The following is a 21,723-nucleotide window of genomic DNA, read 5'->3' on the forward strand; positions in this document are numbered from 1 at the left end:
GGGACGCGCCGGGATCAGGCGGCCTTGGTCTCCCAGAAGATGCGGTCGATCTCGGCGATGAGCTCGAGCGCCTTCTGGCCGGTCGCCGGGTCGTTCGACGCCTTGGCGGCCGAGAGGGCCTTCAGGGTGTCGTTGACCAGGGTGTGCAGCTGCGGGTACTTCTCGAAGTGCGGGGGCTTGAAGTAGTCGCTCCACAGCACCGAGACGTGGTGCTTGGCGAGCTCGGCGCGCTGCTCCTTGATGGTGATGGCGCGCGCGCGGAAGTCGGCGTCCTCGTTGGCCTGGTACTTCTCCTGGACGGCCTTGACGGACTCGGCCTCGATGCGGGCCTGGGCAGGGTCGTACACGCCGCACGGAAGATCGCAGTGGGCGGAGACCTTCGCCTTGGGGGCGAAGAGGCGGGAAAGCATGGAGTTTGTCCTCCTCGTGATCGTCTTCTCAAGAGGGGAGATTACTCCGTGGGACAGGGGATTTCGCGAGCGGCCCCAGGGGCTTAGGACAAAAGTCCAGGGTGGCGTCCGGACCGGTGAGCGAATGTACGGGAGGCTGCGGCAGCATGCGCAGTGAGGCGAGAGCGGGCGAGGAGGTCGCGCATGGTGGAGAGAAGGCACTCGCGGATGGCGTTCGAGGTACTGGAGGTGGCGGGACCCTCGATGGTGCCGACGCTGCTGCACGGGGACCGGCTGGTGGTCCGGTACGGGGCCGTCGTGCGCCCGGGTGACGTGGTGGTGCTGCGCCACCCGTTCCAGCAGGACCTGTTGGTGGTCAAGCGGGCGGTGGAGCGGCGGCCGGGCGGCTGGTGGGTGCTCGGGGACAACCCGTACAACGAGACCGGCGACAGCACCGACTACGGGACGGTGCCCGAGGAGCTGGTGCTGGCGACGGCGGTGCTGCGCTTCCGGCCGCGCGCGGCGGATCAGAGTTCGCTGAGGGCGCGGCTGTCCTGGGCCGCGTCGGCGCTGCGGCCGCTCTGGCCGGACGCCTCGGCTTCGAGACGTTTGCGGGCCCGGTAGGCGGCCACGTTGGCGCGGGTGGCGCAGCGGTCGGAGCAGTAGCGCCGGGAGCGGTTGGTGGAGGTGTCGAGGTAGGCGTTGCGGCAGGGCGCGGCCTGGCACAGGCCGAGGCGGTCGGGGCCGTGCTCGGTGAGGTGGAAGGCCAGGCCGAAGGACGCGATCGCGGCGTAGCCGGCGGAGGCGTTCGAGGGGTGGTCGGCGAGGTGGATGTGCCAGTTGGGGCGGCCCTCGTCGTCGAGGTACTCGTGGCCGGAGACCTGCGGGCTGACGGGGAACTCCATGAGCAGGGAGTTCAGCAGGTCGACCGCGAGCACGTGGTCGCCGCCGTCGGCGGCCTCGAAGACGGCGCGCAGCCGGCCGCGGACGTTGCGGAAGCGGGTGACGTCGGTGTCGGTGACGCGCCGGGCCATCTGCGCGCTGGCGCCGAAGAGGCCCCGGACGGCGTCCACCGAGGTCAGCGAGTCCTTGTTGCGGGCCGGCTCCTCGGTGTTGACCAGGCGCACGGCATAGTCCGAGTAATGGGCCAGTTCCACTTGTAGTCCTTACGGCTGCGGATTAGGGTCTCGAAGTAACGGCCGAGACTTATTCGAGGGTATTACGACTGGAGGGTGAGCGATGGCGGAGACCACGACCGACTGGCAGGCCTGGCAGGAGAGCTGGGACCGGCAGCAGGAGTGGTACATGCCCGACCGCGAGGAGCGGTTCCGGGTGATGCTGGACATGGTCGAGGCACTGGTGGGACCCACCCCCCGGGTGCTGGATCTGGCGTGCGGTACGGGAAGTATTACGGACCGCGTCTTCCGGCGGTTCCCGCAGTCCACCAGTACGGGCGTCGATCTCGACCCGGCGCTGTTGACCATCGCACGGGGCCACTTCGACGGCGACAGCCGTGTCACGTTCGTCACCGCGGACCTCAAGGACCCCGACTGGACCTCGGCGCTCCCGTACGACACGTACGACGCCGTCCTGACGGCCACCGCCCTGCACTGGCTGCACTCCCCGCAGCTCGCCGTGGTGTACGGGCAGCTCGCCCCGCTGCTGCGCGAGGGCGGGGTCTTCATGAACGCCGACCACATGCCCGACGCGGCGACCCCGCGCATCAACGCCGCCGAGCGCGCCCACCGGCACGCCGCGATGGACCGGGCGCGCGCGTCCGGCGCGCTGGACTGGGCCGACTGGTGGGCCCTCGCGGCCGCCGACCCGGTGCTCGCCGAGCCGACGAAGCGCCGGTACGAGATCTACGGCGAGCACGCCGACGGGGACACCCCCGACGCCGCCTGGCACGTGCGGACCCTGCGCGGGGCGGGCTTCGCGGAGGCCCGGACGGTGTGGCGCTCGCCCTCGGACGCACTGGTCCTGGGCCTGAAGTAGTGCCCTTGTAGGAAAGTGAGAACTTTCCGCGACGCGCGAGAGGGGCGGTACGGGAATCCCGTACCGCCCCTCTCGTCCGTTCGCCGTGCTTACAGCACCTTGGACAGGAACGCCTTCGTGCGGTCGTGCTGGGGGTTGCCGAGCACCTCGCGCGGGTGGCCGGATTCGACCACGACGCCGCCGTCCATGAAGACGAGGTTGTCGCCGACCTCGCGGGCGAAGCCCATCTCGTGGGTCACCACGATCATGGTCATGCCCGACTCGGCCAGGTCCCGCATGACGTCGAGGACGTCGCCGACGAGCTCCGGGTCGAGCGCCGAGGTGGGCTCGTCGAAGAGCATCAGCTTCGGCTCCATGGCCAGCGCGCGGGCGATCGCCACGCGCTGCTGCTGGCCGCCGGAGAGCTGCGAGGGGTAGTTCCCGCCCTTGTCGCCCAGGCCCACGCGGTCGAGCAGGCGCACGGCGCGCTCGCGCGCCACCGCCTTGGACTCGCCCTTGACCATGACGGGGGCTTCCATGACGTTCTCTATGGCCGTCATGTGCGGGAAGAGGTTGAAGCGCTGGAAGACCATGCCGATCTCGCGGCGCTGGGCCGCGACCTCGCTGTCCTTCAGCTCGTAGAGCTTGTCGCCCTTCTGCTTGTAGCCCACCAGCTGGCCGTCCACGGAGAGGCGGCCGGAGTTGATGCGCTCCAGGTGGTTGATGCACCGCAGGAAGGTCGACTTGCCGGAGCCGGACGGGCCGACCAGGCAGAAGACCTCGCGCGGCGCGACCTCGAGGTCGATGCCCCGCAGGATGTGGGCGGCACCGTACGACTTGTGGACGCCCTCGGCCTTGACCATCGGCTGAGCGGTCATCGCGCGACCTCCGTACGGCGGAACATGTTCAGGTTGGCCTTCAGACGCTGGAACGGCGTCGGCGGCAGGTTCCGCGTGGAACCACGGGCGAAGCGGCGCTCCAGGTAGTACTGGCCGACGCTGAACACACTGGTCAGGGCCAGGTACCAGAAGGAGGCCACGAACAGCATCTCCATGATGGCACCGGCCGTGTTGCCGATGTTCGACGAAGCCCGCAGGAGTTCCGTGTACTGCACCGCCGAGACCAGGGAGGAGGTCTTCAGCATGTTGATGAACTCGTTGCCCGTCGGCGGGATGATCACGCGCATCGCCTGCGGGAGCACGATCCGGCGCATGGTCTTCGTCTGCGGCATGCCGAGCGCGTGGGCGGCCTCGGTCTGGCCCTCGTCGACCGACTGGATGCCGGCCCGGACGATCTCCGCCATGTACGCGCCCTCGTTCAGGCCGAGGCCCAGGAGGGCGACCATGAACGGGGTCATGATGTCGACGGTCTCGTTCTTGTAGATCGGACCGAGGTTGATGTACTGGAAGATCAGCGACAGGTTGAACCACACCAGCAGCTGGACGTACACCGGGGTACCGCGGAAGAACCAGATGTAGAGCCAGGAGACGGCGCCCGTCACCGGGTTCTTGGAAAGCCGCATCACCGCGAACAGGATGCCGAGCACGAGGCCCAGCGCCATGGCCGACACGCTGATGATCACGGTGTTGCCGAGACCGCTCAGAACAGCCGGGTCGAACAGCTTGTCGCCGACCGTTGCCCAGATGACGTTGCCGTTGGCGAACGCGTAGACGAGCCAGACGAGCAGCGCGACGACGACGACGCCGCTGACCCAGCGGCCGTAGTGCCGTACCGGAATTGCCTTGATGGCCTCGTACGGGAGGCCCGAGGCGCCGGGTCCGGCCGGCGGGTTCTCGGCCGGACCCTTTTCGATCTTGTCAGTCACAATGACTGCCCTTCAGTGGAGCGTGGAGCGCGGGACTTACTGACCTGCGTTGACCGTCGCGGACTTGACGGCACTGTCCTGCACGTTCCACTTCTCCAGCGCCTTGGCGTAGGAGCCGTCCTTGATCGCGGCGTCGAGTGCCTGCTTGAGGGCGTCGCGGAGCTGGGTGTTCTCCTTGCTCACGCCGATGCCGAAGAGGCCGACGCCGCTCTGCTGGCCGGCGATCTCGAAGTCGTTGCCGCCACCGGAGGTCTTCACCGTGTAGGCGGCGACCGGGTAGTCGTTCAGGTCGGCGACGGCGCCGCCGGCCTTGACGCGGGTCTGCGCCTCGGCGTCGGTGTCGAAGGCCTGGATGGTGAGCTTCTTGTCGCCGCACTTCTCGGCCTGGGCCTTGAAGGCGTCCTCGTAGGTGGTGCCGCGCTGGACGGCCACCGTCTTGCCGCAGAGGTCGTCCAGGGACTTGATGCCCTCGGGGTTGCCCTTCTTGACGAGGAGCGAGAGGCCGGAGGAGAAGTAGTCGACGAAGTCGATCCCCTTGCCGATCTTCTGGCCCTTGTCGTCGAGGCCCTCCTGGCGCTGCTTGTTGTCGGTGATCGACGACATGATCGCGTCTTCGCGGCCGGTGTAGATCGAGGTGATCAGGCCGTCGAAGGTGCCCGCGGTGAACTGCATCTTCACACCGAGCTGCTTGGCGAGCGCCTCGGCGATGTCGGGGTCGACACCGACGATCTTGCCGCCCTCGACGAACTCCATCGGGGCGTAGGCGGAGTCCGTACCGATCTTGATGACACCGGCGTCCTGGATCTTCTTCGGCAGGGCCGAGAAGAGCGGGGCGGAGCTGTCCTTCGACGTACCGCCGGAGGGGGTCGACGAGGCGCCCTTGTCCGTCTGGTCGCCACAGCCGGTGAGGATCAGGGCTCCGGCGACCGCGATCGCGCCGACCGCGGCGATCCGGGACCGGGCGGCGGTCGTACGACGGGTGGTGCTTGCGGTCATGAGCTGGTTCCTCCGGCTGGCTGGTGGAGCATCCGAGAACGGTCGGGCACGCACCTTCGAGTGTCGCGACCTCGTGTGATTACGGCATCTTGCCATTCGGACTGACGCATTCAGGCAGTTCGTCAGGTCAAAATCGGATAACGGGTGGGCCGGGGTACCCAACAGGACTGCGGAATGGGGGGTTCTGGGCCGCAGGAACCGCTGCCACCTGGCCTTTTTGACGGAGTATTTGCGGTCCGTCTCGTCCATTGGACAGAGTCGTTTGGACCTTTCGCCGAAAACAGGACAAGAGGTCTACAGTCGAGCAGGAATCGACTCGTCTGGGTGAGCGTTCTTCGGGTACAACGGATCCTTACACCCCTCATCCGGGGCTCAGGGCGCGCGTGCGGCGCGCCCGCGCGTACGAACCTCCCCTTCGCGGAGACGGGCCAACCGTCGATGCGGAGTACGGACGCGGTGCCCGCCCACCCCTTAACCAGGTGTGGTCACCCTCAACGATTCAAAGACTTAAGGGGCCAAGAAAGTGGCAGCGGAGATCGTCAATCCTCGCAGCGACAGCGCGACGGACAACAACCCGGACGCGGTGTTCGCACTGCACCGGGGCGGCAAGATGGCCATCCAGGCCACGGTGCCGGTCCAGAACAAGGACGACCTGTCCCTCGCGTACACGCCCGGCGTGGCGAAGGTCTGCAGCGCCATCGCGGAGCAGCCCGAACTGGTGAACGAGTACACCTGGAAGTCGAACGTGGTCGCCGTCGTCACCGACGGTACGGCCGTGCTCGGACTCGGTGACATCGGTCCCGAGGCCTCCCTCCCCGTGATGGAGGGCAAGGCCATCCTGTTCAAGCAGTTCGGCGGTGTGGACGCGGTGCCGATCGCGCTCGCGACCAAGGACGCGGACGAGATCGTCGAGACGGTCATCCGTCTGGCTCCGTCCTTCGGCGGGGTGAACCTGGAGGACATCTCCGCCCCCCGCTGCTTCGAGATCGAGCGCCGGCTCCAGGAAGCCCTGGACATCCCGATCTTCCACGACGACCAGCACGGCACGGCGATCGTGACCCTGGCCGCCCTGCGGAACGCCGCGAAGCTGACCGGGCGCACGCTCGGCGACCTGCGCGCCGTGATCTCGGGTGCGGGCGCGGCGGGCATCGCCATCGCCAAGATCCTCGTGGACGCGGGCATCGGCGACGTGTGCGTCACCGACCGCAAGGGCGTCGTCTCCGCGGACCGCTCCGACCTGACGGACGTCAAGGCGGAGATCGCGGGCCTGACGAACAGGACCGGCCAGACCGGCTCCCTGGAAACGGCTCTGAACGGCGCGGACGTGTTCATCGGCGTCTCGGGCGGCACCGTGCCCGAGGAGGCGGTGGCCTCGATGGCGAAGGACGCCTTCGTCTTCGCCATGGCCAACCCGAACCCGGAGGTCCACCCGGACGTCGCGCACAAGTACGCGGCGGTCGTGGCCACGGGCCGTTCGGACTTCCCGAACCAGATCAACAACGTGCTGGCGTTCCCGGGCATCTTCGCGGGCGCCCTGAAGGTCCGCGCCAGCCGGATCACCGAGGGCATGAAGATCGCCGCCGCCGACGCCATCGCCGGTGTCGTGGGTGACGAGCTCGCCGCCGACTACGTGATCCCGTCGCCGTTCGACCCGCGCGTCGCCGAGGCCGTCGCGGCCGCGGTCGCGGCGGCGGCCAAGGCCGACGGCGTGGCCCGCCTGGCCTGACCCGGCAGCAGCAGCGGAAGAGGGGCCCGGCCGGATGTCCATCCGGCCGGGCCCCTCTTCCGTTGTGGCACACCCTCCCCGCCCCCGAGCCGGGAGGGGATGCGCCGCCTCAGCTCCTCCGCGAAGCTGACGCTTCGCCAATGAGAATCCGGCCACAAGGTGGCAGGCTCATGACGAGCCGGGCGGCATGGCGTGAATATTACCGCCACCCCAGGCTCGATCCTTACGTTCCGCTTCCCTCTTTCGGACGCACAAGACCGCACGTCGCACGCTTAGTTGAGGACGCAACGAAAGATTCCGTTCGACTTTCGGACAGTCCAGTACGGACGCGGGAACACCCCCGCCCGGTTCCCGCCGGCGGCCACCGATCCGTACGGGCCGCCGTGCGACGAAGGCCTCACCGGCACGGCCCCGACAGGTATGGCCCGACGCGCTACCGGACGGTAGCGTCGCGGCATGTTCGCTGCCTACGCCGCCCGAATCGACCGTGACCAGCCGCTGAGCGGCCTCGTGCTGGGCGAGCGCCCGGCCCCCGAGGCCCGCCCCGGCTGGGTGACCGTGAACGTCAAGGCCGCCTCCCTCAACCACCACGACCTGTGGTCGCTGCGCGGGGTCGGCCTCGGCGAGGACAAACTCCCGATGATCCTCGGCTGCGACGCCGCCGGCATCGACCAGGACGGCAACGAGGTCGTCCTGCACTCCGTGATCGGCCAGAGCGGCCACGGGGTCGGCCCCGACGAGCCGCGCTCGATCCTGACCGAGCGGTACCAGGGCACCTTCGCCGAGCAGGTGACCGTCCCGGCCTGGAACGTCCTGCGCAAGCCCGCCGAGCTGTCGTTCGAGGAGGCCGCGTGCCTGCCGACGGCATGGCTGACGGCGTACCGGATGCTGTTCACCAACGCGGGCGTGCGCCCCGGCGACTCGGTACTGGTGCAGGGCGCGGGCGGCGGGGTCGCGACCGCCGCCATCGTCCTCGGCAAGGCGGCGGGCCTGCGCGTCTTCGCCACCAGCCGGGACGAGGCCAAGCGCAAGCGGGCGGTGGAGCTGGGCGCGGTGGAGGCGTACGAGCCGGGCGCGCGGCTGCCGCAGCGGGTGGACGCGGTGATCGAGACGGTCGGCGCGGCCACCTGGTCGCACTCGGTCAAGTCGCTGCGCCCCGGCGGCACCCTGGTCATCTCGGGTGCCACGAGCGGGGACCGGCCGGCGCACGCCGAGCTGACGCGGATCTTCTTCCTGGAGCTCAAGGTGGTCGGCTCGACGATGGGATCGAAGGACGAGCTGGAGGACCTGCTGGCCTTCTGCGCGGCGACGGGGGTGCGGCCGGTGATCGACGAGGTGCTGCCGCTGGACCGGGCGCGGGAGGGCTTCGAGAAGCTGGAGGCGGGCGATCTGTTCGGAAAGATCGTCCTGACCGTGTAGGCGCCGGCCGGATTGTCAATGTCAGTTGACGCCATCATGCCTGTCAACCTACATTGACAGGCATGACAGAAGCGACCGATCTCGCCGAACGGGCCGGTGACCGCGATCCGCGGGTGGGCCTGCGTGCCGTGGCCGCCCTCCGCAGGCTGCTGGAGCAGCTGGAGGCCGTGCAGGTGCGCAGCGCCCGCGCCCAGGGGTGGTCCTGGCAGGAGATCGCGGCCGAGCTGGGCGTCAGCCGGCAGGCCGTACACAAGAAGCACGGGAGGGTCTGATGTTCGAACGCTTCACGCAGGACGCCAGGGACACCGTGGTGGACGCCGTGGCCGGGGCCCGGCAGGCGGGGGCCGCCACGGTCACCGAGGAACACCTGCTCCTGGCCCTGCTGGAACGGGGCGCGCTGGACCCGCTGGGCGTGGACCGCGCCGCGATGGCGGCGGACCTCGCCACGGCCCGCCGCCGGGGCGGCATGTCCCGGGCGGACGAGGAGGCCCTCGCGGGCCTCGGCATCGACCTGACCGCGATCCTCTCCCGGGTCGAGGAGGCCCACGGCGAGGGCGTACTGGCCGCCGCGGCCCCGCGGCGGCGGACCCTGGGCTCCTCGCTCCGCTCGGCGCTGGGCCGCCCGGAGCCGGTGAGCCGGCACGTTCCCTTGGCGCAGGGCGCGAAGAAGACCCTGGAGCAGTCCCTGCGCATCGCGCTGGGCCGCCACGACCGCCACATCGCCACCGTGCACCTGCTGCTGGCCCTGCTCTCGCGCCCGGGCACGGCCGCCGAGGTCCTGGCGGACCACGGCGTCACGTACGCGGGGGCCGAGGCGGGGCTGACGGCGGGCTGACGCGCGACCTGTCGCGCCGGGCGGGTGGGGCGGGCGGGCGCGGCCGGCGGGCGCTGCCGGCGGGCGCTGCGCCCGGCCCCGCGGGCCTACCGCTTCGGCCGGAGCGTCTCGGCGAGGCGGTCCGCGGCCGCCGCGAGGTGGGCGCGGGCCTCGGCCAGCTTGGCCGGGGTGACGCCGTGGTCGCGGGCCGCGTCGCGGACGTCGTCGCGGAAGCGGTCGAGCAGCCGGTCCAGGTCACGGGCCGGGTCGCCGGTGGGGGCGAGGTCCTCGGCCCAGCGCGGGCCGGCGGCCGTACTGGCGGAGGCGGAGGCGGCATCCGTGGTCGCGGTGGTGTCCTTGCCGGTGCCGCCGAGCCAGCTGCCGGCCAGATTGCCCAGCACCCCGCCGGACTTCGCGAACTGCTCCTGGAACTGGACCGCGATCCGCATGACCTCCTCGCGCGCCCGCTCCTGCGCCTCCTTGGCCTGGCGGCGGGCCTGCTGGGCCTCCTCGCGGGCCCGGCGGCTCTCGTCCTTCGCCCGGCGCGCCTGCTCCTTCCACTCCTGCTTGGCCTTGCGCAGCTCCTCCTTGGCCGCCGCCCAGGACGCGTCCTCGACCGGGGCCGCCGACGCGGAGGCCGCGGCCCGCATCTCGCGGCGCAGCGCGCCCGCCGCGCCCCGTACGTCGTCGCGGATCTCGGCGGCCAGTTCGGAGACCGAGTCGCGGATCTCCAGCTCCAGGTCCGCGAGTTCACCGCCGCGGTCGGCCAGTTCGGCCCGGCCCGCGTCGGTGATGGAGTACACCTTGCGCCCGCCTTCGGTGGCGTACGTGACCAGACCCTCGGCCTCCAGCTTGGCCAGCCGGGGGTACACGGTGCCCGCGGAGGGCGCGTACAGGCCCTGGAACCTCTCCTCCAGCAGGCGGATCACCTCGTAGCCGTGCCGCGGGGCCTCGTCCAGCAGCTTGAGCAGGTAGAGGCGGAGGCGGCCGTGGGCGAAGACGGGCGGCATGTCAGAGCACCTTCTTGTCGAGCACGAGGGGGGCGGCTGAGCCCTCGTCGGACGGGGCGTCGGCGGCCGGGCGGCGCAGCAGGGCGATGGAACCCGAGACGGTGGTGGCCCGCAGGGTTCCGGTGCCTGCGCCGAGCGTGCCGGCGATGCGCTTGGCGGCGAAGTGGCCGGAGACGAGCAGGTCCTCGAAGGCGTTGGATACGCCACCGGTGGCCGTGTTCGCCTCCACCCGCGCGTCCGCGGGGTGCGGGAGGCGGATGGCGACCTGCCCGGAGACGGAGTTCAGGGAGATGTCCACGGGGCGCGGGGCGGCCGGGTCGAGGGCGAGGTCGATGAGCATGTCGCCGCTGACCGAGTCGGCCCGTACGCTGCCGCCCGCGCCGTCGACGACGGTCAGGCCGCCGGAGACGGAGTGGAAGCCGAGCTCGCCGGTGACGGACTGGGCCTCGACGCTGCCGGAGACGGTGTTCGCGCCGACCTTGCCGGACAGGCCGACCAGCGTGACGTCGCCGGAGACCCCGTGGACGTCGGTACCGGCGGCGATGCCGGAGACGACCGCTGCGGCGCCGACGACCGCGAGCTGCACGCGGGTGGCGGCGGGGACGGTGAGGGTGACGGTGGCGCTGCGCTCCCAGGCCTTGCGGCCGAGACCCGTGCGGGTCCAGGACTTCCAGGGCTTGGCCTCCAGCCACTCCTTGAAGCCCTGGGAGCCGTTCCAGGGGAGGTCCTCGTAGGAGACGGTGAGGGTGCCGCCCTCCTGCACGACGTACAGCGGCGGCCCGTCGACCGCGGCCACCTCCAGCCGGGCCGGGCCCTCGTCGGCGACGACGTTGACCGTCCCGCCCACGACACGGACGCGGAGCTCGGTCACCGGCTCCTCGAAGGTGAGCTTCTGCGGTTCGGCGACCGACCACGTCTTCTGCTCTGCCATGGTGCTGATCCTCCTCGGCGTACGGACACGGCACGCAACATATCGCGTCTTCTGATGAACACGATATATCGCGGTACGCCGAAGTCAAGCGTGCGCCCTGTCGCAGGTCCGGGATCCGGTGCCGATCGGGGGCAGCCGTCAGCGACCCCGCGCCTCGGACGGACGGCGGGGCTGGTGTCGCGTTGTATCGCGGCTAAGCCGCCAGGAGGGGACTTTCGTGGTGGTGGAGCCAGGCGCGGTAGGGGGGCGTGCGCAGCGCGGCTTCGCGGTAGGCGGCGCGGAGGTCCTCGAAGACCTCGGCGTGGGCGCCCGGGCGGGTGGCCAGCAGCAGCCGGACCGCCAGGGGGTCGCCGGAGAGCGGGCGGATCGCCATGTCGTCGCGCGGCCCCGACGTCGGCTGGCAGGGGGCGACCGCCTCGCCGGAGACGATCAGCGAGGTCGCGGTGTGGTAGTCGGCGTGCAGCCCCGGGGGGTCCAGCCCGGCCCCGGCGAACACCCGCCGCAGGCCGTCCCATTCGCCGTCCACGGAGGGGTCGACCGTCCACCGGTCCGCCGCCAGGTCCTGTAACTCGACCACCGGCAGGCGCGCCGCCGGATGGTCCCGGGACATCGACACGAACTGCGGCTCGCGCTCCATCAGGGTCCGCAGCTCCAGCCCGGCCGGCACCCGCAGCGGGCAGCCCTCCACCTCGTGGACGAACGCCACGTCCAGCTGCCCCGAAGCCACCATCCGCAGCAGGGCGTTGGCGGAGACGTCCACCATCAGCGAGGTCTCGGTGTCCGGCATCCGGCGGTGAATCCGGCGCAGCCACCCCGGTATCGCGCGGCTGGCCGTGGAGCCGATGCTCAGCCGCGGCCCGCGCGCCAGCGCCCTCGCCTCGGCGACGAGCGCGGCCATCTCGGCCAGCAGCGGGCGGGCCCGGCCGAGGACGGTGCGGCCGAACGGGGTGGGCCGGCAGCCGGTGCGCTCACGCAGGAACAGCTCGCCGTCCAGGGCGCGTTCGATGCGCCGCAGCTGGGTCGTCAGGGAGGGCTGGCTCACGCCGAGCTGCCGCGCGGCTTTGTGCAGACTGCCGGCGTCGGCAATGGCGCACAGTGCGCGCAGGTGCCTCACCTCGAGCTCCATGACCCGAGAGTAGGCCGGTCCCAGTGGACCGCACCAGCCACTGATACCCCATCGAATCCCGCCATTCTCATGGAAGTTGACCTTCCGAAATCTTGCCGATAGGGCCGCGCTATCGGTGTCTGACATCATCCGCCGGCCACTCCCGCTCCCGCAGACTCCGGTACCGAACGACCCACCCCCCGCACCGGATGAGTAGGAGCCCCCCCACATGCGCCACTCCCGTACGTCCCGAAAGGCCGTTCTGGCCGCCACCATCGGCCTCGGCTTCGCGGCCGCCCTCGGCGCCGTCCCCACCGCCAGCGCCGCCCCCGCTCCCGTCGGCAACGCCGCCACCTACTCGGCGTACGAGCGCTCGCAGGAGAACCAGGACGCGAACCGCGCCTTCTTCGAGGCCGTGCAGCGCTCGGTCGCCGAGCAGCGCGCCGCGAACCCGGGCGTCCTCGCGGTGACCGTCACGTACAACACGCGCAACGCGCCCAGCTTCCGCAGCCAGATAGCCAGCTCCACCCAGATATGGAACAGCTCGGTCTCGAACGTGAAGCTCCAGGAGGTCTCCTCCGGCGGGAACTTCTCGTACTACGAGGGCAACGACTCGCGCGGTTCGTACGCGAGCACGGACGGCCACGGCCGGGGCTACATCTTCCTCGACTACCGGCAGAACCAGCAGTACAACTCCACCCGGGTGACCGCGCACGAGACCGGACACGTGCTGGGTCTGCCGGACCACTACTCGGGCCCCTGCTCCGAGCTGATGTCGGGCGGCGGCCCGGGCACCTCCTGCCAGAACCCCTACCCGAACTCCGCGGAGCGCTCGCGCGTGAACCAGCTGTGGATCAACGGGCTGGCCGCGTCGGGCCTGGGCACGAAGGGCTGATCCGTCGGAGGTGGCTAGAGCCCGGTCGGCTTCCCCACCTCGATCGCACCCTCGGGGCAGTCCGGGTTCCTACAGGGACCCGGCACCCACTCCGGGATGAAGATCCCCAGCGCCTTGCGCCTGCGCACGATGGTGTCGACGGGGCGTCTGCAGGCCGGGCACGTGTGCTGCTCGTGCCCGGCCTGCGGGGCGATCGTGCCGTGCGGGTGCGGATGCGGCGCCGCGTGGCGCCGGTCCTGCTGTTGGTGCTGTTCACCGGCCATACCCCCACGGTAGGCCGGTTCCGCGCGTTCGGCGGCTCCAGCGCTCGACGCCGCGAGAGCGACTACGCCGTCCCCTGCGGTTTGCGCCACATCGGCCACATCGGCGGCCCCTCCGGCAGCCGCACCGCCTCGCCCGTGAACCGCCAGCCGAGCCGCTCGTACAGCCCCTTGCTGCGCTCGCTGCTCGCCTCCAGGTACGCCGGCACGCCCTCGCGGTCGCAGCGCTCCAGCACCGGCCGCATCAGCTCCGTCCCGAGCCCCTCGCCCTGGCGGTCCGGGGCGACCGCGATCATCAGCAGGTACTCGTGCTCCTCGGCCGTCGGGTGGACCTCGCCCGTCAGCCGGCCGACCAGCTCGCACCGCTCGTTGTCGGGGTCGGCGGCCGCCCGCATCCTCGCCGGCACGTCGTCCTCGGCGGCTTCTCCGTCCGGATCACCCGCCGGGACCCGCAGCCACAGGGCGGCCGCCGAGCCGTCCACCGCGTAGTCGATCCGGCCCTCCGCCAGCGCCACGTCCACGAAGACGCCCAGGAACCTGCCGTGCACCGCGGCCCTGTGTTCCGGGTCCGGGAAGACCCAGCTGCTGACCGGGTCGGTGCGGAAGGCCTGGTCGAGGAGGCCGGCCACCGCGTCCCGGTCCGACTGATCCGCCTGACGTATCTCCAGCGCCACTGGGCACACCCTTCGCTCGCGTTTCAACTACCGCGAGCGATCCTAGAGTTGGCCCGGAACAGCGGAAAGCCCCGTTCCGGCACCATGCGGTGCCGGAACGGGGCTTGCGCATGCGGCTTGCGTACGCGGCTTGCTCACGACCGACCGCCCGCCCCCGGCTACGGGCTCACCGCGTCCGCCGCGTCACGAACTCCGCCAGCGCCAGCAGCCCGCCCGCCGCCCCGAGGTCCGGCACGGCCCGGGACAGCAGCTGCACCGCCCGGCCCATCCGGTCCGCGGCATGGGCCTGCGCCCAGTCGCGTCCGCCGGCCCGGTCCACCGCCTCGGCGGCCCTGCGTACGTCGTCCGCGGTCATGGGCCCCGCGTACAGGGCCGCCAGCTCCTCGCCCGCCGCGGTCCCCGAGGTGAGGGCGGCCACGACCGGGAGGGACTTCTTGCGGGCGATCAGATCGGCCCCGGCGGGTTTGCCGGTGTGCCCCGGGTCCCCCCAGATGCCGATCAGGTCGTCGATCAGCTGGAAGGCCAGCCCGGCCTCCCGTCCGAACGCGTCCATCGCGTCGACCTCGTCCGGCCCGGCGCCCGCGTAGAGCGCGCCGAGCGCGCAGGCACAGCCCAGCAGGGCCCCCGTCTTGGCCGTCGCCATGGTCAGGCACTCGTCGAGCGAGACGTACGGGCGCTGCTCGAACGCGCAGTCCGCCTGCTGGCCCGCGCACAGCTCGATGACGCAGGTCGCGAGCCGCGCCGAGGCCGCCGCCGAAGCGGGGTGCGGGTCCTCCGCCAGCAGCCGCAGCGCGAGCGCCATCATGGCGTCGCCGGTGATGATCGCGTCCGGTATCCCGAACACGGTCCAGGCGGTGGGCCGGCCGCGGCGCTTCGTGTCCTTGTCGATGACGTCGTCGTGCAGCAGCGTGAAGTTGTGCGCCAGCTCCACGGCCACCGCCGCCCGTACGGCGCCCTCGGCCTCCTTCTCGTCCCGGCCGCCCCGCAGGGCGCGGTCCGCGGCGAGCACGAGGGCGGGCCGGATGGCCTTGCCCGCGTTGCCCGCGGCAGGGGCGCCGTCCGCCCGCTCCCAGCCGAAGTGGTACATCGCCACGCGCCGCATCGAGCCCGGCAGGCTCTCGACCGTGCGGCGCAGTTCCGGGTTGACCGTTTCTCTCGTCCGCTCCAGCAGGGCCGCGGCCTCGTGCCCCTCGCCGGTCGTGATCGCCTCAGTGGTGCCCATGGCGTCTCCCCGATCCCCGGTCGTCCCGCTCGGCCCGCCGCTCAGCGCCAGCGGGCGATCTCGACGTTCTCCAGGACGCCGAGCGCGTCCGGCACCAGCACCGCGGCGGAGAAGTACGCGGTGACCAGGTACGAGATGATCGCCTGCTCGCTGATGCCCATGAAACGCACCGACATGCTCGGCTCGATCTCGTCCGGGATGCCGGGCTGGTGGAGGCCGATGACACCGGACTCGTCCTCGCCGGTGCGCATGCAGAGGATGGACGTCGTCCGGGCGTCGCTGATCGGGATCTTGTTGCACGGGAAGATCGGGACGCCCCGCCAGGTCGTCATCCGGGTGCCGCCGACGTCGATCGTCTCGGGGACCAGGCCGCGCTTGTTGCACTCGCGGCCGAAGGCGGCGATGGCCTTGGGGTGCGCGAGGAACATGTCGGAGCCGCGCCGCATGCTGAGGAGCTGGTCCAGGTCGTCGGGGCTCGGCCCGCCGTCGTGCGGCTGGATGCGCTGGTCGTAGTCGGCGTTGTGGAGCAGGCCGAACTCCGGGTTGTTGAGCATCTCGTGCTCCTGGCGCTCGCGCAGCGCCTCGACCGTGAGCCGCAACTGCTGCTCGGTCTGGTTCATCGGCTGGTTGTAGAGGTCGGCGACGCGCGTGTGCACCCGCAGGACCGTTTGTGCAATGGAGAGCTCGTACTCGCGCGGCCTGGCCTCGTAGTCCACGAAGGTGCCGGGGAGGACGGCCTCGCCGTGGTGGCCGGCGGAGAGGTCGATCGCGGCCTCGCCGTACTGGTTGGCGCGCTGGGCGGGCAGGGAGCGCTGGGCCTCCACGTGCGCGCGCAGCGAGTCGACCCGGTCGGCGAGCAGCTGGAAGTCCTGGCGGGAGAGGACGAGCGCGGTGCCGGAGGTGACGGCGCGGGCGGTGTACTCCCAGATCGCCTCCTCGTCGACGAGGGAGTCCTCGCCGAAGTAGGCGCCGTCGGCGACGGTCCGCAGGACGGCGTCGTCCCCGTACGGGCCGGGGCCGATCTGCTCGACGCGGCCGTGCGCCAGCAGGAACACGTTGTCGGAGGCGCTGCCGAAGGAGGTCAGCTCCTGGCCGGCCTCGAAGTCGATCTGCCGGCACCGCTGGGCGAGCTCGGTGAGCACGTCCTGGTCCTCGTAGGTGCGCAGCAGCGGGAGTTCGCCGAGTTCGGCCGGGATGACCTGGACCTGGGTCCCGGTCTTGATGAACTCCACGCGTCCGTCGCCGACCGAGTAGCTCAGCCGCCGGTTCACCCGGTAGGTGCCGCCCTGTACGGACACCCACGGGAGCATCTTCAGGAGCCACCGGTCGGTGATCTCCTGCATCTGCGGCGCGGACTTGGTCGTGGTTGCCAAGTTCCGCGCGGCCGAGGTCGCAAGGCTCCTCTGCGGTGCCTGGACCTCGGATTCGGAACCTGCCTGGACCGACATGTGTATCCCTTTCGATCACTCCATGGATCTGCGGGATGCAGCCTCCCAGTACGGAACGTGGTGGGACCATTACACAAAAGGGTGGGACTACTCCGTCCGGGCGTGGGCACTCTTTGGAGTTCACCTCCTTCACGCGAGACCCCTTTCGTCCCACTGGTTCCAGCCACCCCGGAGTCCGGGGCGTGCGAAGGGCCCCTTTAATTTGCATGACAGATGCGAGTTTTCTAGGGTGGGGCCATGCGGCTGACCCGATTCACCGACCTGGCGCTGCGCGTCCTGATGCGCCTCGCCGTCGCGGACGCGGACCTCCCGACCACGCGCGACGTGGCGGCGACCATGGAGGTCCCGTACACGCACACGGCGAAGGTGGTCGCCCGGCTCCAGCACCTCGGCCTGGTCGAGGCGCGCCGCGGCCGCGGCGGCGGACTCACGCTGACCGCCGCCGGCCGGGCGGCCTCGGTGGGCGGGGTGGTCCGCGAACTGGAGGGCGCGGGGGACGTCGTGGACTGCGACGGCACCACCCCCTGCCCGCTGCGCGGGGCCTGCGTCCTGCGGGGCGCGCTGCGCCGGGCCCAGGAGGCCTTCTTCGCCGCACTGGACCCGCTGACGGTGGCCGATCTCGTCGCGGCGCCGACCGGCCCGCTGCTGCTGGGCATCGCGGGCGGGCCGCCGGGGCGGACGGCGAGCCCCTGAACTCTTGAGGCCCCGAAGCCCTGAGCCCTTGGACCCGGGGGCGGTTGGCCGGTTCCCGCCACCTGACATCAACGGTCCGAACGGGTGTCCCCACACCCAAAAATAAGCATCCTAAATACCTATTAGTTGACGCAGACGTACCCGACGCGAAGAGGAGCCCCCCATGCTGTCCGAGAAGTCGACCGAGACCGTACGCGCCACCCTGCCCGCCGTCGGCGCGGCCATCGGCGACATCGCGGACCTCTTCTACACGAAGCTGTTCGCGGCCCACCCCGAGCTGCTCCGCGACCTGTTCAACCGCGGCAACCAGAACGCCGGCCTCCAGAAGCAGGCCCTCGCCGGCTCCGTGGCGGCCTTCGCCACCCACCTCGTCGCCCACCCGGACACCCGCCCCGACGTGATGCTGCGGCGCATCGCGCACAAGCACGCCTCCCTCGGCGTCACCCGCGAGCAGTACCCGGTCGTCCACCACCACCTCTTCCAGGCGATCGCCGAGATCCTCGGAAAGGCCGTCACCCCCGAGGTGGCCGAGGCCTGGGACGAGGTCTACTGGCTGATGGCCAACGCCCTGATCGCCATCGAGGAGCGGCTCTACGCCGAGCAGCAGGTCCTCGCCGGTGACGTCTGGCGCACCTGGACGGTCGCCGCCCGCGTCGAGGAGACCACCGACTGCACCACCTTCCACCTGGTCCCGGCGGACGGCGCCGCGGCCCCCTCCTTCAAGCCCGGCCAGTACGTCTCGGTCCAGGTGGAACTGTCCGACGGGGCGCGGCAGATACGCCAGTACAGCCTCTCCAGCGCGCCCGGCTCCCCGGTCCGCTCGATCACGGTCAAGCGGGTCCACGGCGCGGCGGCCGCGGGTCCCGACGGCGAGGTGTCGAACCACCTCCACGCCCGGATCGCGACCGGCGACACCCTGCGGGTCTCGGCCCCGTACGGCGACCTCGTCCTGCGGGATCCGGCCGCGCCGGTCCTGCTCGCCTCGGCCGGGATCGGCTGCACCCCGATGCTGTCGATGCTGGAGCACCTCGCCGACACCGGACACGCCGCTCCCGTGACCGTCCTGCACGCCGACCGCTCCCCCGCCGACCACGCGCTGCGGGCCGACCACCGGGCCCTGACGCACAAGCTCGCCGACGCCTCGGCCCGCTTCTGGTACGAGGCCGCCGCCGAGCCGGGCGACGGCGAGGGCCGCCTCGACCTGGCGGACGTACCGGTGGCCCCGGGCACGACGGCGTACCTGTGCGGGCCGCTCCCCTTCATGCGGGCCGTGCGCGCGCAGCTGCTCGCCAAGGGCGTGCCCGCCTCGGACATCCACTACGAGGTGTTCGGCCCGGACCTGTGGCTGGCCTCCGCGTAACCCCCGTGGCGGGTGGGCCGGCCGGGACGAGTGTCCGGATCGGCTCGCTCGCCGTACGAAGGCACTAGCCCGGAGGGGCCTCCTCCACTACACCGGAGAGCAACGAGGTGGACACACAAGGTGACCACCGCGCACCCGGAGAGGAGGCGGCCATGTCCGCACCCATGTCCGCGGACCGGTTCATCGGCGCACTGCGGAACGAGGGTCTGACCGTCGTCGAGGTGGGTGCCTGGCGCACCCACAACCGCAACCACAAGGGCCCGTGGGGCCCGGTGAACGGGGTGATGATCCACCACACCGTCACGCACGGCACGAAGTTCACCGTCGAGCTCTGCCGCGACGGCGACGAGGCCCTCCCGGGCCCGCTCTGCCACGGCGTCATCACGAAGGACGGCCGGGTCCACCTGGTCGGCTACGGCCGCGCCAACCACGCCGGGGCGGGCGACTCGGACGTACTGGCGGCGGTGATCGCGGAGAAGAGGCTCCCGCCGGACCGCCACGCGGACACCGACGGGAACCGGCACTTCTACGGCTTCGAGTGCGAGAACCTGGGCGACGGCCACGACCCCTGGCCGGAGGTCCAACTGGACGCCATGGCCCGCGCGGCGGCCGCCGTGTGCCGGGTCCACGGCTGGACGGAGCGCTCGGTGATCGGCCACCTGGAATGGCAGCCCGGCAAGATCGACCCGAAGGGCTTCCCGATGGACGCGTTCCGTGCCCGCGTGGGAGAACGCCTCAAATAAGAAGGTTGACGCCGGGAAGATCCACGGGCTTCCCTGACCCGATGACCGATGATCTCCGCATCGAACGGGTGGCGGGCGAAGCCTCCCTCCAGGACTGGCGCCACGTCCACAACGTGATCATCCCCCCGGACGCCCTCACCCCCGACGAGGTGCGCGAGCGGGCCGGGCGCCACCTCCTGGACGTCGCGTACCTCGGCGACGTGCCCGTCGGCTGCACGACCGTACGCCGGCCCACGGCCGACGCCCCGTCGGTGGCCACCGTGATCGCCCGGATCCTGCCCGCCCACCGCGGGCAGGGCTTCGGCGCCGCGCTCTACGCCCATGGCCTCGCCGAGGCGCGCGCACTCGTTCCCGCCCCCGAGACGATCGAGACGATCGTCCTGGCCTCCAACGAGGACGGCCTGCGCTTCGCCCGCGCCCACGGCTTCGAGGAATCCGAGCGCTACGTCCTCCCGGGCGAGACCGTCCCGTACATCCACCTCCGCCTCCCGTCCGACGGTGCGGGACGGACAATGGGCTGGTGAACCGCTCCCCTGACCCCGGCGTCCTCCTGCAGCCCCGGCCGGCCTCCCCGTTGGTGGAGGTACGGGACGAGAGGTTCGGGCGGTACGGGGTGCGGCTGCTGCTGAAGCGGGACGATCTGGTCCATCCCGAGCTGCCCGGGAACAAGTGGCGCAAGCTCGCGCCGAATCTGCGGGCCGCCGTCGACGGGGGCTTCCCCGGGGTCGTGACCTTCGGCGGGGCGTACTCGAACCACCTGCGGGCCACTGCGGCGGCCGGGCGGCTGCTGGGGATGGGGACCGTCGGGATCGTCCGCGGTGACGAGCTCGCCGGCCGGCCCCTCAACGACTCCCTGGCCCGGTGCGCGGCGGACGGGATGCGGCTGCACTTCGTCACGCGTGCGGAGTACCGCCGCAAGGCGGAGCCCCCGGTGCTGGCCCGGCTGCTGGCGGGGGCCGGGGCGGACTCCTCGTACGTCGTCCCCGAGGGCGGCAGCAACGCGCTCGCGCTGGAGGGGTGCGCGGAGCTCGGGCGCGAGCTGCGGGGCGTCAGCGACGTGGTCGCGGTGGCCTGCGGTACGGGCGGCACCCTGGCCGGCCTGGCGGCGGGGCTGGCCCCGGGGCAGCGGGCGTTGGGCGTTCCCGTCCTGGCCGGTGGGTTCCTGGGGGCGGAGATACGTTCCCTCCAGGAGGCCGCCTTCGGCGGCCCGGCCGGGGACTGGAGCCTGGCGGAGGGCTTCCACCACGGCGGCTACGCCCGCGTCCCCGCGCTGCTCGACGCGTTCGCCGCCGACTTCGAGGAGCGGCACGGGTTCCCGGTCGAGCGGATCTACGTGGCCAAGCTGCTCTGGGCCCTGGCCACCCTCACGGAGTCGGGCGCGTTCCCCGCGGGCACCACCCTGGCCGCCGTCGTCACGGGCCGTCCGTAGCCCGTCCGGCGCGCGTGCGGCGCCAGTACCAGCGGGTGGCCGCCAGGAGGGCCAGTCCGTAGCCCGCGAAGGCCGTGTAGCCGATCCACGCCACCCACAGGACGTCGCCGGCGGAGTGGAAGTCCCCCTGGCGGACCCGCAGCACGCCCAGCTGGACCGGCACCAGGTAGCCGAGCCCCAGCAGGCCGTACGGCACCAGCGTGCCCACGCCGATCAGCGCCGGGGTCAGCGGCAGCCATCGCGGCAGGCGCAGCCCCCACGGCCGGATCAGGCAGAACAGCAGCAGGAGCCCGAGCAGGGCCATCAGGACCGTGCCGTCCAGCCCCCACCGCTCCAGGGTGAGCCACAGCCGCGACGCCCCGTTCCGCTCGGAGGCCTCCAGCACGTCCGTCCCGTCGATCCCCGCGAACGAGCCGCCCAGCGCCCAGTTCAGCTTCATGGCGACGTACGGCAGGAAACTCAGCACCCCGACGTACGCGATCCACCGCCCCGGTGGTCCCGGGGCCGCCGGGGCCCGCCCCCGGCTCGCGGCGCCGGCGAGCGCCACCGCCCCCGCCAGGCCCAGCGCGTGCACCACCGCCGCGGGCACGCTGTCCACCCCCTGCCCGAACAGCAGCGCGATCACGTCCATCAGCAGCGTGCATCCCGCGGCCGCCGACAGACCGCAGGCCGCCCGGAGCAGCACCCCTCGCCGCGCGGGCAGGGCCACTGCCGCCGCCGTCACCACCCCCGCCGCCACGAGGCAGCAGGCGGCCAGTGCGTTCATCAGTGTCATGCCCCGAGCCTCGCGGGCCCTGCGGCCCCGCGCGT

Annotated in this window: 25 protein-coding genes; 12 read left to right on the plus strand and 13 right to left on the minus strand. The window is 71.6% G+C overall.

The features are described from left to right. Positions 1–14 precede the first annotated feature (14 nt). Positions 15–410: a superoxide dismutase, Ni gene (sodN, locus tag ADK52_RS23270; protein ID WP_008741558.1), complete on the minus strand. Its 396-nt coding sequence runs from the start codon at positions 408–410 to the stop codon at positions 15–17. A gap of 183 nt (positions 411–593) precedes the next feature. Here sodN and sodX point away from each other — a divergent pair, with 183 nt between their 5' ends. Further along, a complete protein-coding gene (gene sodX, locus ADK52_RS23275; protein ID WP_078988545.1) occupies positions 594–1,013 on the plus strand; it encodes a nickel-type superoxide dismutase maturation protease in 420 nt (139 codons plus the stop codon). Here sodX and ADK52_RS23280 read toward each other — a convergent pair. After that, a complete protein-coding gene (locus tag ADK52_RS23280; RefSeq protein WP_053691786.1) occupies positions 917–1,546 on the minus strand; it encodes a CGNR zinc finger domain-containing protein in 630 nt (209 codons plus the stop codon). The genes sodX and ADK52_RS23280 overlap by 97 nt on opposite strands. Positions 1,547–1,628: 82 nt before the next feature. Here ADK52_RS23280 and ADK52_RS23285 point away from each other — a divergent pair, with 82 nt between their 5' ends. Then, the gene (locus ADK52_RS23285) at positions 1,629–2,384 is read left to right on the plus strand and encodes a class I SAM-dependent methyltransferase (protein ID WP_053691787.1); all 756 of its coding nucleotides are present in this window, start codon (positions 1,629–1,631) and stop codon (positions 2,382–2,384) included. 89 nt (positions 2,385–2,473) lie between these two features. Here the strand turns inward: ADK52_RS23285 and ADK52_RS23290 are convergent, their stop codons facing one another. The 3 genes from ADK52_RS23290 to ADK52_RS23300 are packed head-to-tail and all read right to left on the minus strand — an operon-like array spanning position 2,474 to position 5,184. After that, a complete protein-coding gene (locus tag ADK52_RS23290) occupies positions 2,474–3,241 on the minus strand; it encodes an amino acid ABC transporter ATP-binding protein (protein WP_053691788.1) in 768 nt (255 codons plus the stop codon). After that, on the minus strand, positions 3,238–4,188 hold the full coding sequence (locus ADK52_RS23295) for an amino acid ABC transporter permease (protein ID WP_030153623.1): 951 nt from the start codon (positions 4,186–4,188) through the stop codon (positions 3,238–3,240). The genes ADK52_RS23290 and ADK52_RS23295 overlap by 4 nt, the downstream gene beginning before the upstream one ends. A 36-nt stretch (positions 4,189–4,224) precedes the next feature. Next, entirely contained in the window at positions 4,225–5,184 is a 960-nt protein-coding gene (locus ADK52_RS23300; protein ID WP_053691789.1) for an ABC transporter substrate-binding protein, read from the minus strand. A 523-nt stretch (positions 5,185–5,707) separates the two neighbouring features. On the opposite strand from ADK52_RS23300, the gene ADK52_RS23305 reads away from it, so the two are divergent. The 4 genes from ADK52_RS23305 to ADK52_RS23320 all read left to right on the plus strand — a co-directional run bounded on the left by ADK52_RS23305 (position 5,708) and on the right by ADK52_RS23320 (position 9,164). Continuing rightward, positions 5,708–6,910: an NAD(P)-dependent malic enzyme gene (locus ADK52_RS23305; RefSeq protein ID WP_053691790.1), complete on the plus strand. Its 1,203-nt coding sequence runs from the start codon at positions 5,708–5,710 to the stop codon at positions 6,908–6,910. 456 nt (positions 6,911–7,366) lie between these two features. Further along, positions 7,367–8,329, plus strand: coding sequence for a zinc-binding dehydrogenase (locus tag ADK52_RS23310; protein WP_053691791.1), 963 nt, complete (start codon positions 7,367–7,369; stop codon positions 8,327–8,329). A gap of 62 nt (positions 8,330–8,391) precedes the next feature. Beyond that, entirely contained in the window at positions 8,392–8,601 is a 210-nt protein-coding gene (locus tag ADK52_RS23315) for a helix-turn-helix domain-containing protein (protein ID WP_008741547.1), read from the plus strand. Then, positions 8,601–9,164, plus strand: a complete 564-nt coding sequence (locus ADK52_RS23320) for a Clp protease N-terminal domain-containing protein (RefSeq protein WP_053691792.1) — start codon at positions 8,601–8,603, stop codon at positions 9,162–9,164. Before ADK52_RS23315 ends, ADK52_RS23320 begins: the two co-directional genes overlap by 1 nt. An 86-nt stretch (positions 9,165–9,250) precedes the next feature. Here the strand turns inward: ADK52_RS23320 and ADK52_RS23325 are convergent, their stop codons facing one another. From ADK52_RS23325 to ADK52_RS23335, 3 genes are all read right to left on the minus strand, one after another. Continuing rightward, positions 9,251–10,153 (minus strand): PadR family transcriptional regulator, encoded by a 903-nt coding sequence (locus ADK52_RS23325; RefSeq protein WP_053691793.1) that lies wholly within the window; start codon positions 10,151–10,153, stop codon positions 9,251–9,253. 1 nt (position 10,154) lies between these two features. Continuing rightward, positions 10,155–11,084, minus strand: coding sequence for a DUF4097 family beta strand repeat-containing protein (locus ADK52_RS23330; protein WP_053691794.1), 930 nt, complete (start codon positions 11,082–11,084; stop codon positions 10,155–10,157). Between the two features lie 193 nt (positions 11,085–11,277). Further along, a complete protein-coding gene (locus ADK52_RS23335) occupies positions 11,278–12,210 on the minus strand; it encodes a LysR family transcriptional regulator (RefSeq protein WP_053691795.1) in 933 nt (310 codons plus the stop codon). 208 nt (positions 12,211–12,418) lie between these two features. Between ADK52_RS23335 and snpA the strand changes: the two genes are divergently transcribed. Continuing rightward, positions 12,419–13,084: a snapalysin gene (gene snpA, locus ADK52_RS23340; RefSeq protein WP_053691796.1), complete on the plus strand. Its 666-nt coding sequence runs from the start codon at positions 12,419–12,421 to the stop codon at positions 13,082–13,084. Positions 13,085–13,098: 14 nt separating this feature from the next. Here the strand turns inward: snpA and ADK52_RS23345 are convergent, their stop codons facing one another. The 4 genes from ADK52_RS23345 to ADK52_RS23360 all read right to left on the minus strand — a co-directional run bounded on the left by ADK52_RS23345 (position 13,099) and on the right by ADK52_RS23360 (position 16,688). Continuing rightward, a complete protein-coding gene (locus ADK52_RS23345; RefSeq protein WP_063783919.1) occupies positions 13,099–13,347 on the minus strand; it encodes a hypothetical protein in 249 nt (82 codons plus the stop codon). 62 nt (positions 13,348–13,409) lie between these two features. Beyond that, positions 13,410–14,018, minus strand: coding sequence for a GNAT family N-acetyltransferase (locus tag ADK52_RS23350; protein ID WP_053691797.1), 609 nt, complete (start codon positions 14,016–14,018; stop codon positions 13,410–13,412). Between the two features lie 166 nt (positions 14,019–14,184). Continuing rightward, positions 14,185–15,240: a family 2 encapsulin nanocompartment cargo protein polyprenyl transferase gene (locus ADK52_RS23355; protein ID WP_053691798.1), complete on the minus strand. Its 1,056-nt coding sequence runs from the start codon at positions 15,238–15,240 to the stop codon at positions 14,185–14,187. Between the two features lie 41 nt (positions 15,241–15,281). Beyond that, positions 15,282–16,688, minus strand: a complete 1,407-nt coding sequence (locus ADK52_RS23360) for a family 2B encapsulin nanocompartment shell protein (protein ID WP_053691799.1) — start codon at positions 16,686–16,688, stop codon at positions 15,282–15,284. A gap of 237 nt (positions 16,689–16,925) precedes the next feature. On the opposite strand from ADK52_RS23360, the gene ADK52_RS23365 reads away from it, so the two are divergent. The 5 genes from ADK52_RS23365 to ADK52_RS23385 all read left to right on the plus strand — a co-directional run bounded on the left by ADK52_RS23365 (position 16,926) and on the right by ADK52_RS23385 (position 20,913). Further along, positions 16,926–17,381, plus strand: a complete 456-nt coding sequence (locus ADK52_RS23365; RefSeq protein ID WP_053691800.1) for an RrF2 family transcriptional regulator — start codon at positions 16,926–16,928, stop codon at positions 17,379–17,381. Between the two features lie 163 nt (positions 17,382–17,544). Then, positions 17,545–18,741 (plus strand): globin domain-containing protein, encoded by a 1,197-nt coding sequence (locus tag ADK52_RS23370; protein ID WP_053691801.1) that lies wholly within the window; start codon positions 17,545–17,547, stop codon positions 18,739–18,741. Between the two features lie 152 nt (positions 18,742–18,893). Beyond that, positions 18,894–19,484 carry an N-acetylmuramoyl-L-alanine amidase gene (locus ADK52_RS23375; protein ID WP_182508555.1) on the plus strand — a complete coding sequence of 197 codons (591 nt, stop codon included), beginning with the start codon at positions 18,894–18,896 and terminating at the stop codon, positions 19,482–19,484. A gap of 41 nt (positions 19,485–19,525) precedes the next feature. Then, positions 19,526–20,008 carry a GNAT family N-acetyltransferase gene (locus ADK52_RS23380; RefSeq protein WP_053691802.1) on the plus strand — a complete coding sequence of 161 codons (483 nt, stop codon included), beginning with the start codon at positions 19,526–19,528 and terminating at the stop codon, positions 20,006–20,008. Then, positions 20,005–20,913, plus strand: coding sequence for a 1-aminocyclopropane-1-carboxylate deaminase/D-cysteine desulfhydrase (locus ADK52_RS23385; protein ID WP_063783920.1), 909 nt, complete (start codon positions 20,005–20,007; stop codon positions 20,911–20,913). Before ADK52_RS23380 ends, ADK52_RS23385 begins: the two co-directional genes overlap by 4 nt. Here ADK52_RS23385 and ADK52_RS43905 read toward each other — a convergent pair. Then, the gene (locus ADK52_RS43905) at positions 20,897–21,688 is read right to left on the minus strand and encodes a hypothetical protein (protein ID WP_234344181.1); all 792 of its coding nucleotides are present in this window, start codon (positions 21,686–21,688) and stop codon (positions 20,897–20,899) included. The two genes, ADK52_RS23385 and ADK52_RS43905, sit on opposite strands and share 17 nt — an antisense overlap. Between the last annotated feature and the right edge of the window lie 35 nt (positions 21,689–21,723).

Source organism: Streptomyces sp. WM6372, from assembly GCF_001279655.1.
Taxonomy (GTDB): domain Bacteria; phylum Actinomycetota; class Actinomycetes; order Streptomycetales; family Streptomycetaceae; genus Streptomyces.

What these genes read in the sequence shown, in the direction of transcription:
- snpA (WP_053691796.1), top strand. Translation starts at nt 12,419, where the DNA reads ATGCGCCACTCCCGTACGTCCCGAAAGGCCGTTCTGGCCGCCACCATC.
- ADK52_RS23380 (WP_053691802.1), top strand. Translation starts at nt 19,526, where the DNA reads ATGACCGATGATCTCCGCATCGAACGGGTGGCGGGCGAAGCCTCCCTC.
- ADK52_RS43905 (WP_234344181.1), bottom strand. Translation starts at nt 21,688, where the DNA reads ATGACACTGATGAACGCACTGGCCGCCTGCTGCCTCGTGGCGGCGGGG.
- ADK52_RS23335 (WP_053691795.1), bottom strand. Translation starts at nt 12,210, where the DNA reads ATGGAGCTCGAGGTGAGGCACCTGCGCGCACTGTGCGCCATTGCCGAC.
- sodX (WP_078988545.1), top strand. Translation starts at nt 594, where the DNA reads ATGGTGGAGAGAAGGCACTCGCGGATGGCGTTCGAGGTACTGGAGGTG.
- ADK52_RS23285 (WP_053691787.1), top strand. Translation starts at nt 1,629, where the DNA reads ATGGCGGAGACCACGACCGACTGGCAGGCCTGGCAGGAGAGCTGGGAC.
- ADK52_RS23325 (WP_053691793.1), bottom strand. Translation starts at nt 10,153, where the DNA reads ATGCCGCCCGTCTTCGCCCACGGCCGCCTCCGCCTCTACCTGCTCAAG.
- ADK52_RS23320 (WP_053691792.1), top strand. Translation starts at nt 8,601, where the DNA reads ATGTTCGAACGCTTCACGCAGGACGCCAGGGACACCGTGGTGGACGCC.
- ADK52_RS23310 (WP_053691791.1), top strand. Translation starts at nt 7,367, where the DNA reads ATGTTCGCTGCCTACGCCGCCCGAATCGACCGTGACCAGCCGCTGAGC.
- sodN (WP_008741558.1), bottom strand. Translation starts at nt 410, where the DNA reads ATGCTTTCCCGCCTCTTCGCCCCCAAGGCGAAGGTCTCCGCCCACTGC.
- ADK52_RS23300 (WP_053691789.1), bottom strand. Translation starts at nt 5,184, where the DNA reads ATGACCGCAAGCACCACCCGTCGTACGACCGCCGCCCGGTCCCGGATC.
- ADK52_RS23355 (WP_053691798.1), bottom strand. Translation starts at nt 15,240, where the DNA reads ATGGGCACCACTGAGGCGATCACGACCGGCGAGGGGCACGAGGCCGCG.
- ADK52_RS23290 (WP_053691788.1), bottom strand. Translation starts at nt 3,241, where the DNA reads ATGACCGCTCAGCCGATGGTCAAGGCCGAGGGCGTCCACAAGTCGTAC.
- ADK52_RS23345 (WP_063783919.1), bottom strand. Translation starts at nt 13,347, where the DNA reads ATGGCCGGTGAACAGCACCAACAGCAGGACCGGCGCCACGCGGCGCCG.
- ADK52_RS23330 (WP_053691794.1), bottom strand. Translation starts at nt 11,084, where the DNA reads ATGGCAGAGCAGAAGACGTGGTCGGTCGCCGAACCGCAGAAGCTCACC.
- ADK52_RS23360 (WP_053691799.1), bottom strand. Translation starts at nt 16,688, where the DNA reads ATGTCGGTCCAGGCAGGTTCCGAATCCGAGGTCCAGGCACCGCAGAGG.
- ADK52_RS23370 (WP_053691801.1), top strand. Translation starts at nt 17,545, where the DNA reads ATGCTGTCCGAGAAGTCGACCGAGACCGTACGCGCCACCCTGCCCGCC.
- ADK52_RS23315 (WP_008741547.1), top strand. Translation starts at nt 8,392, where the DNA reads ATGACAGAAGCGACCGATCTCGCCGAACGGGCCGGTGACCGCGATCCG.
- ADK52_RS23375 (WP_182508555.1), top strand. Translation starts at nt 18,894, where the DNA reads ATGTCCGCACCCATGTCCGCGGACCGGTTCATCGGCGCACTGCGGAAC.
- ADK52_RS23365 (WP_053691800.1), top strand. Translation starts at nt 16,926, where the DNA reads ATGCGGCTGACCCGATTCACCGACCTGGCGCTGCGCGTCCTGATGCGC.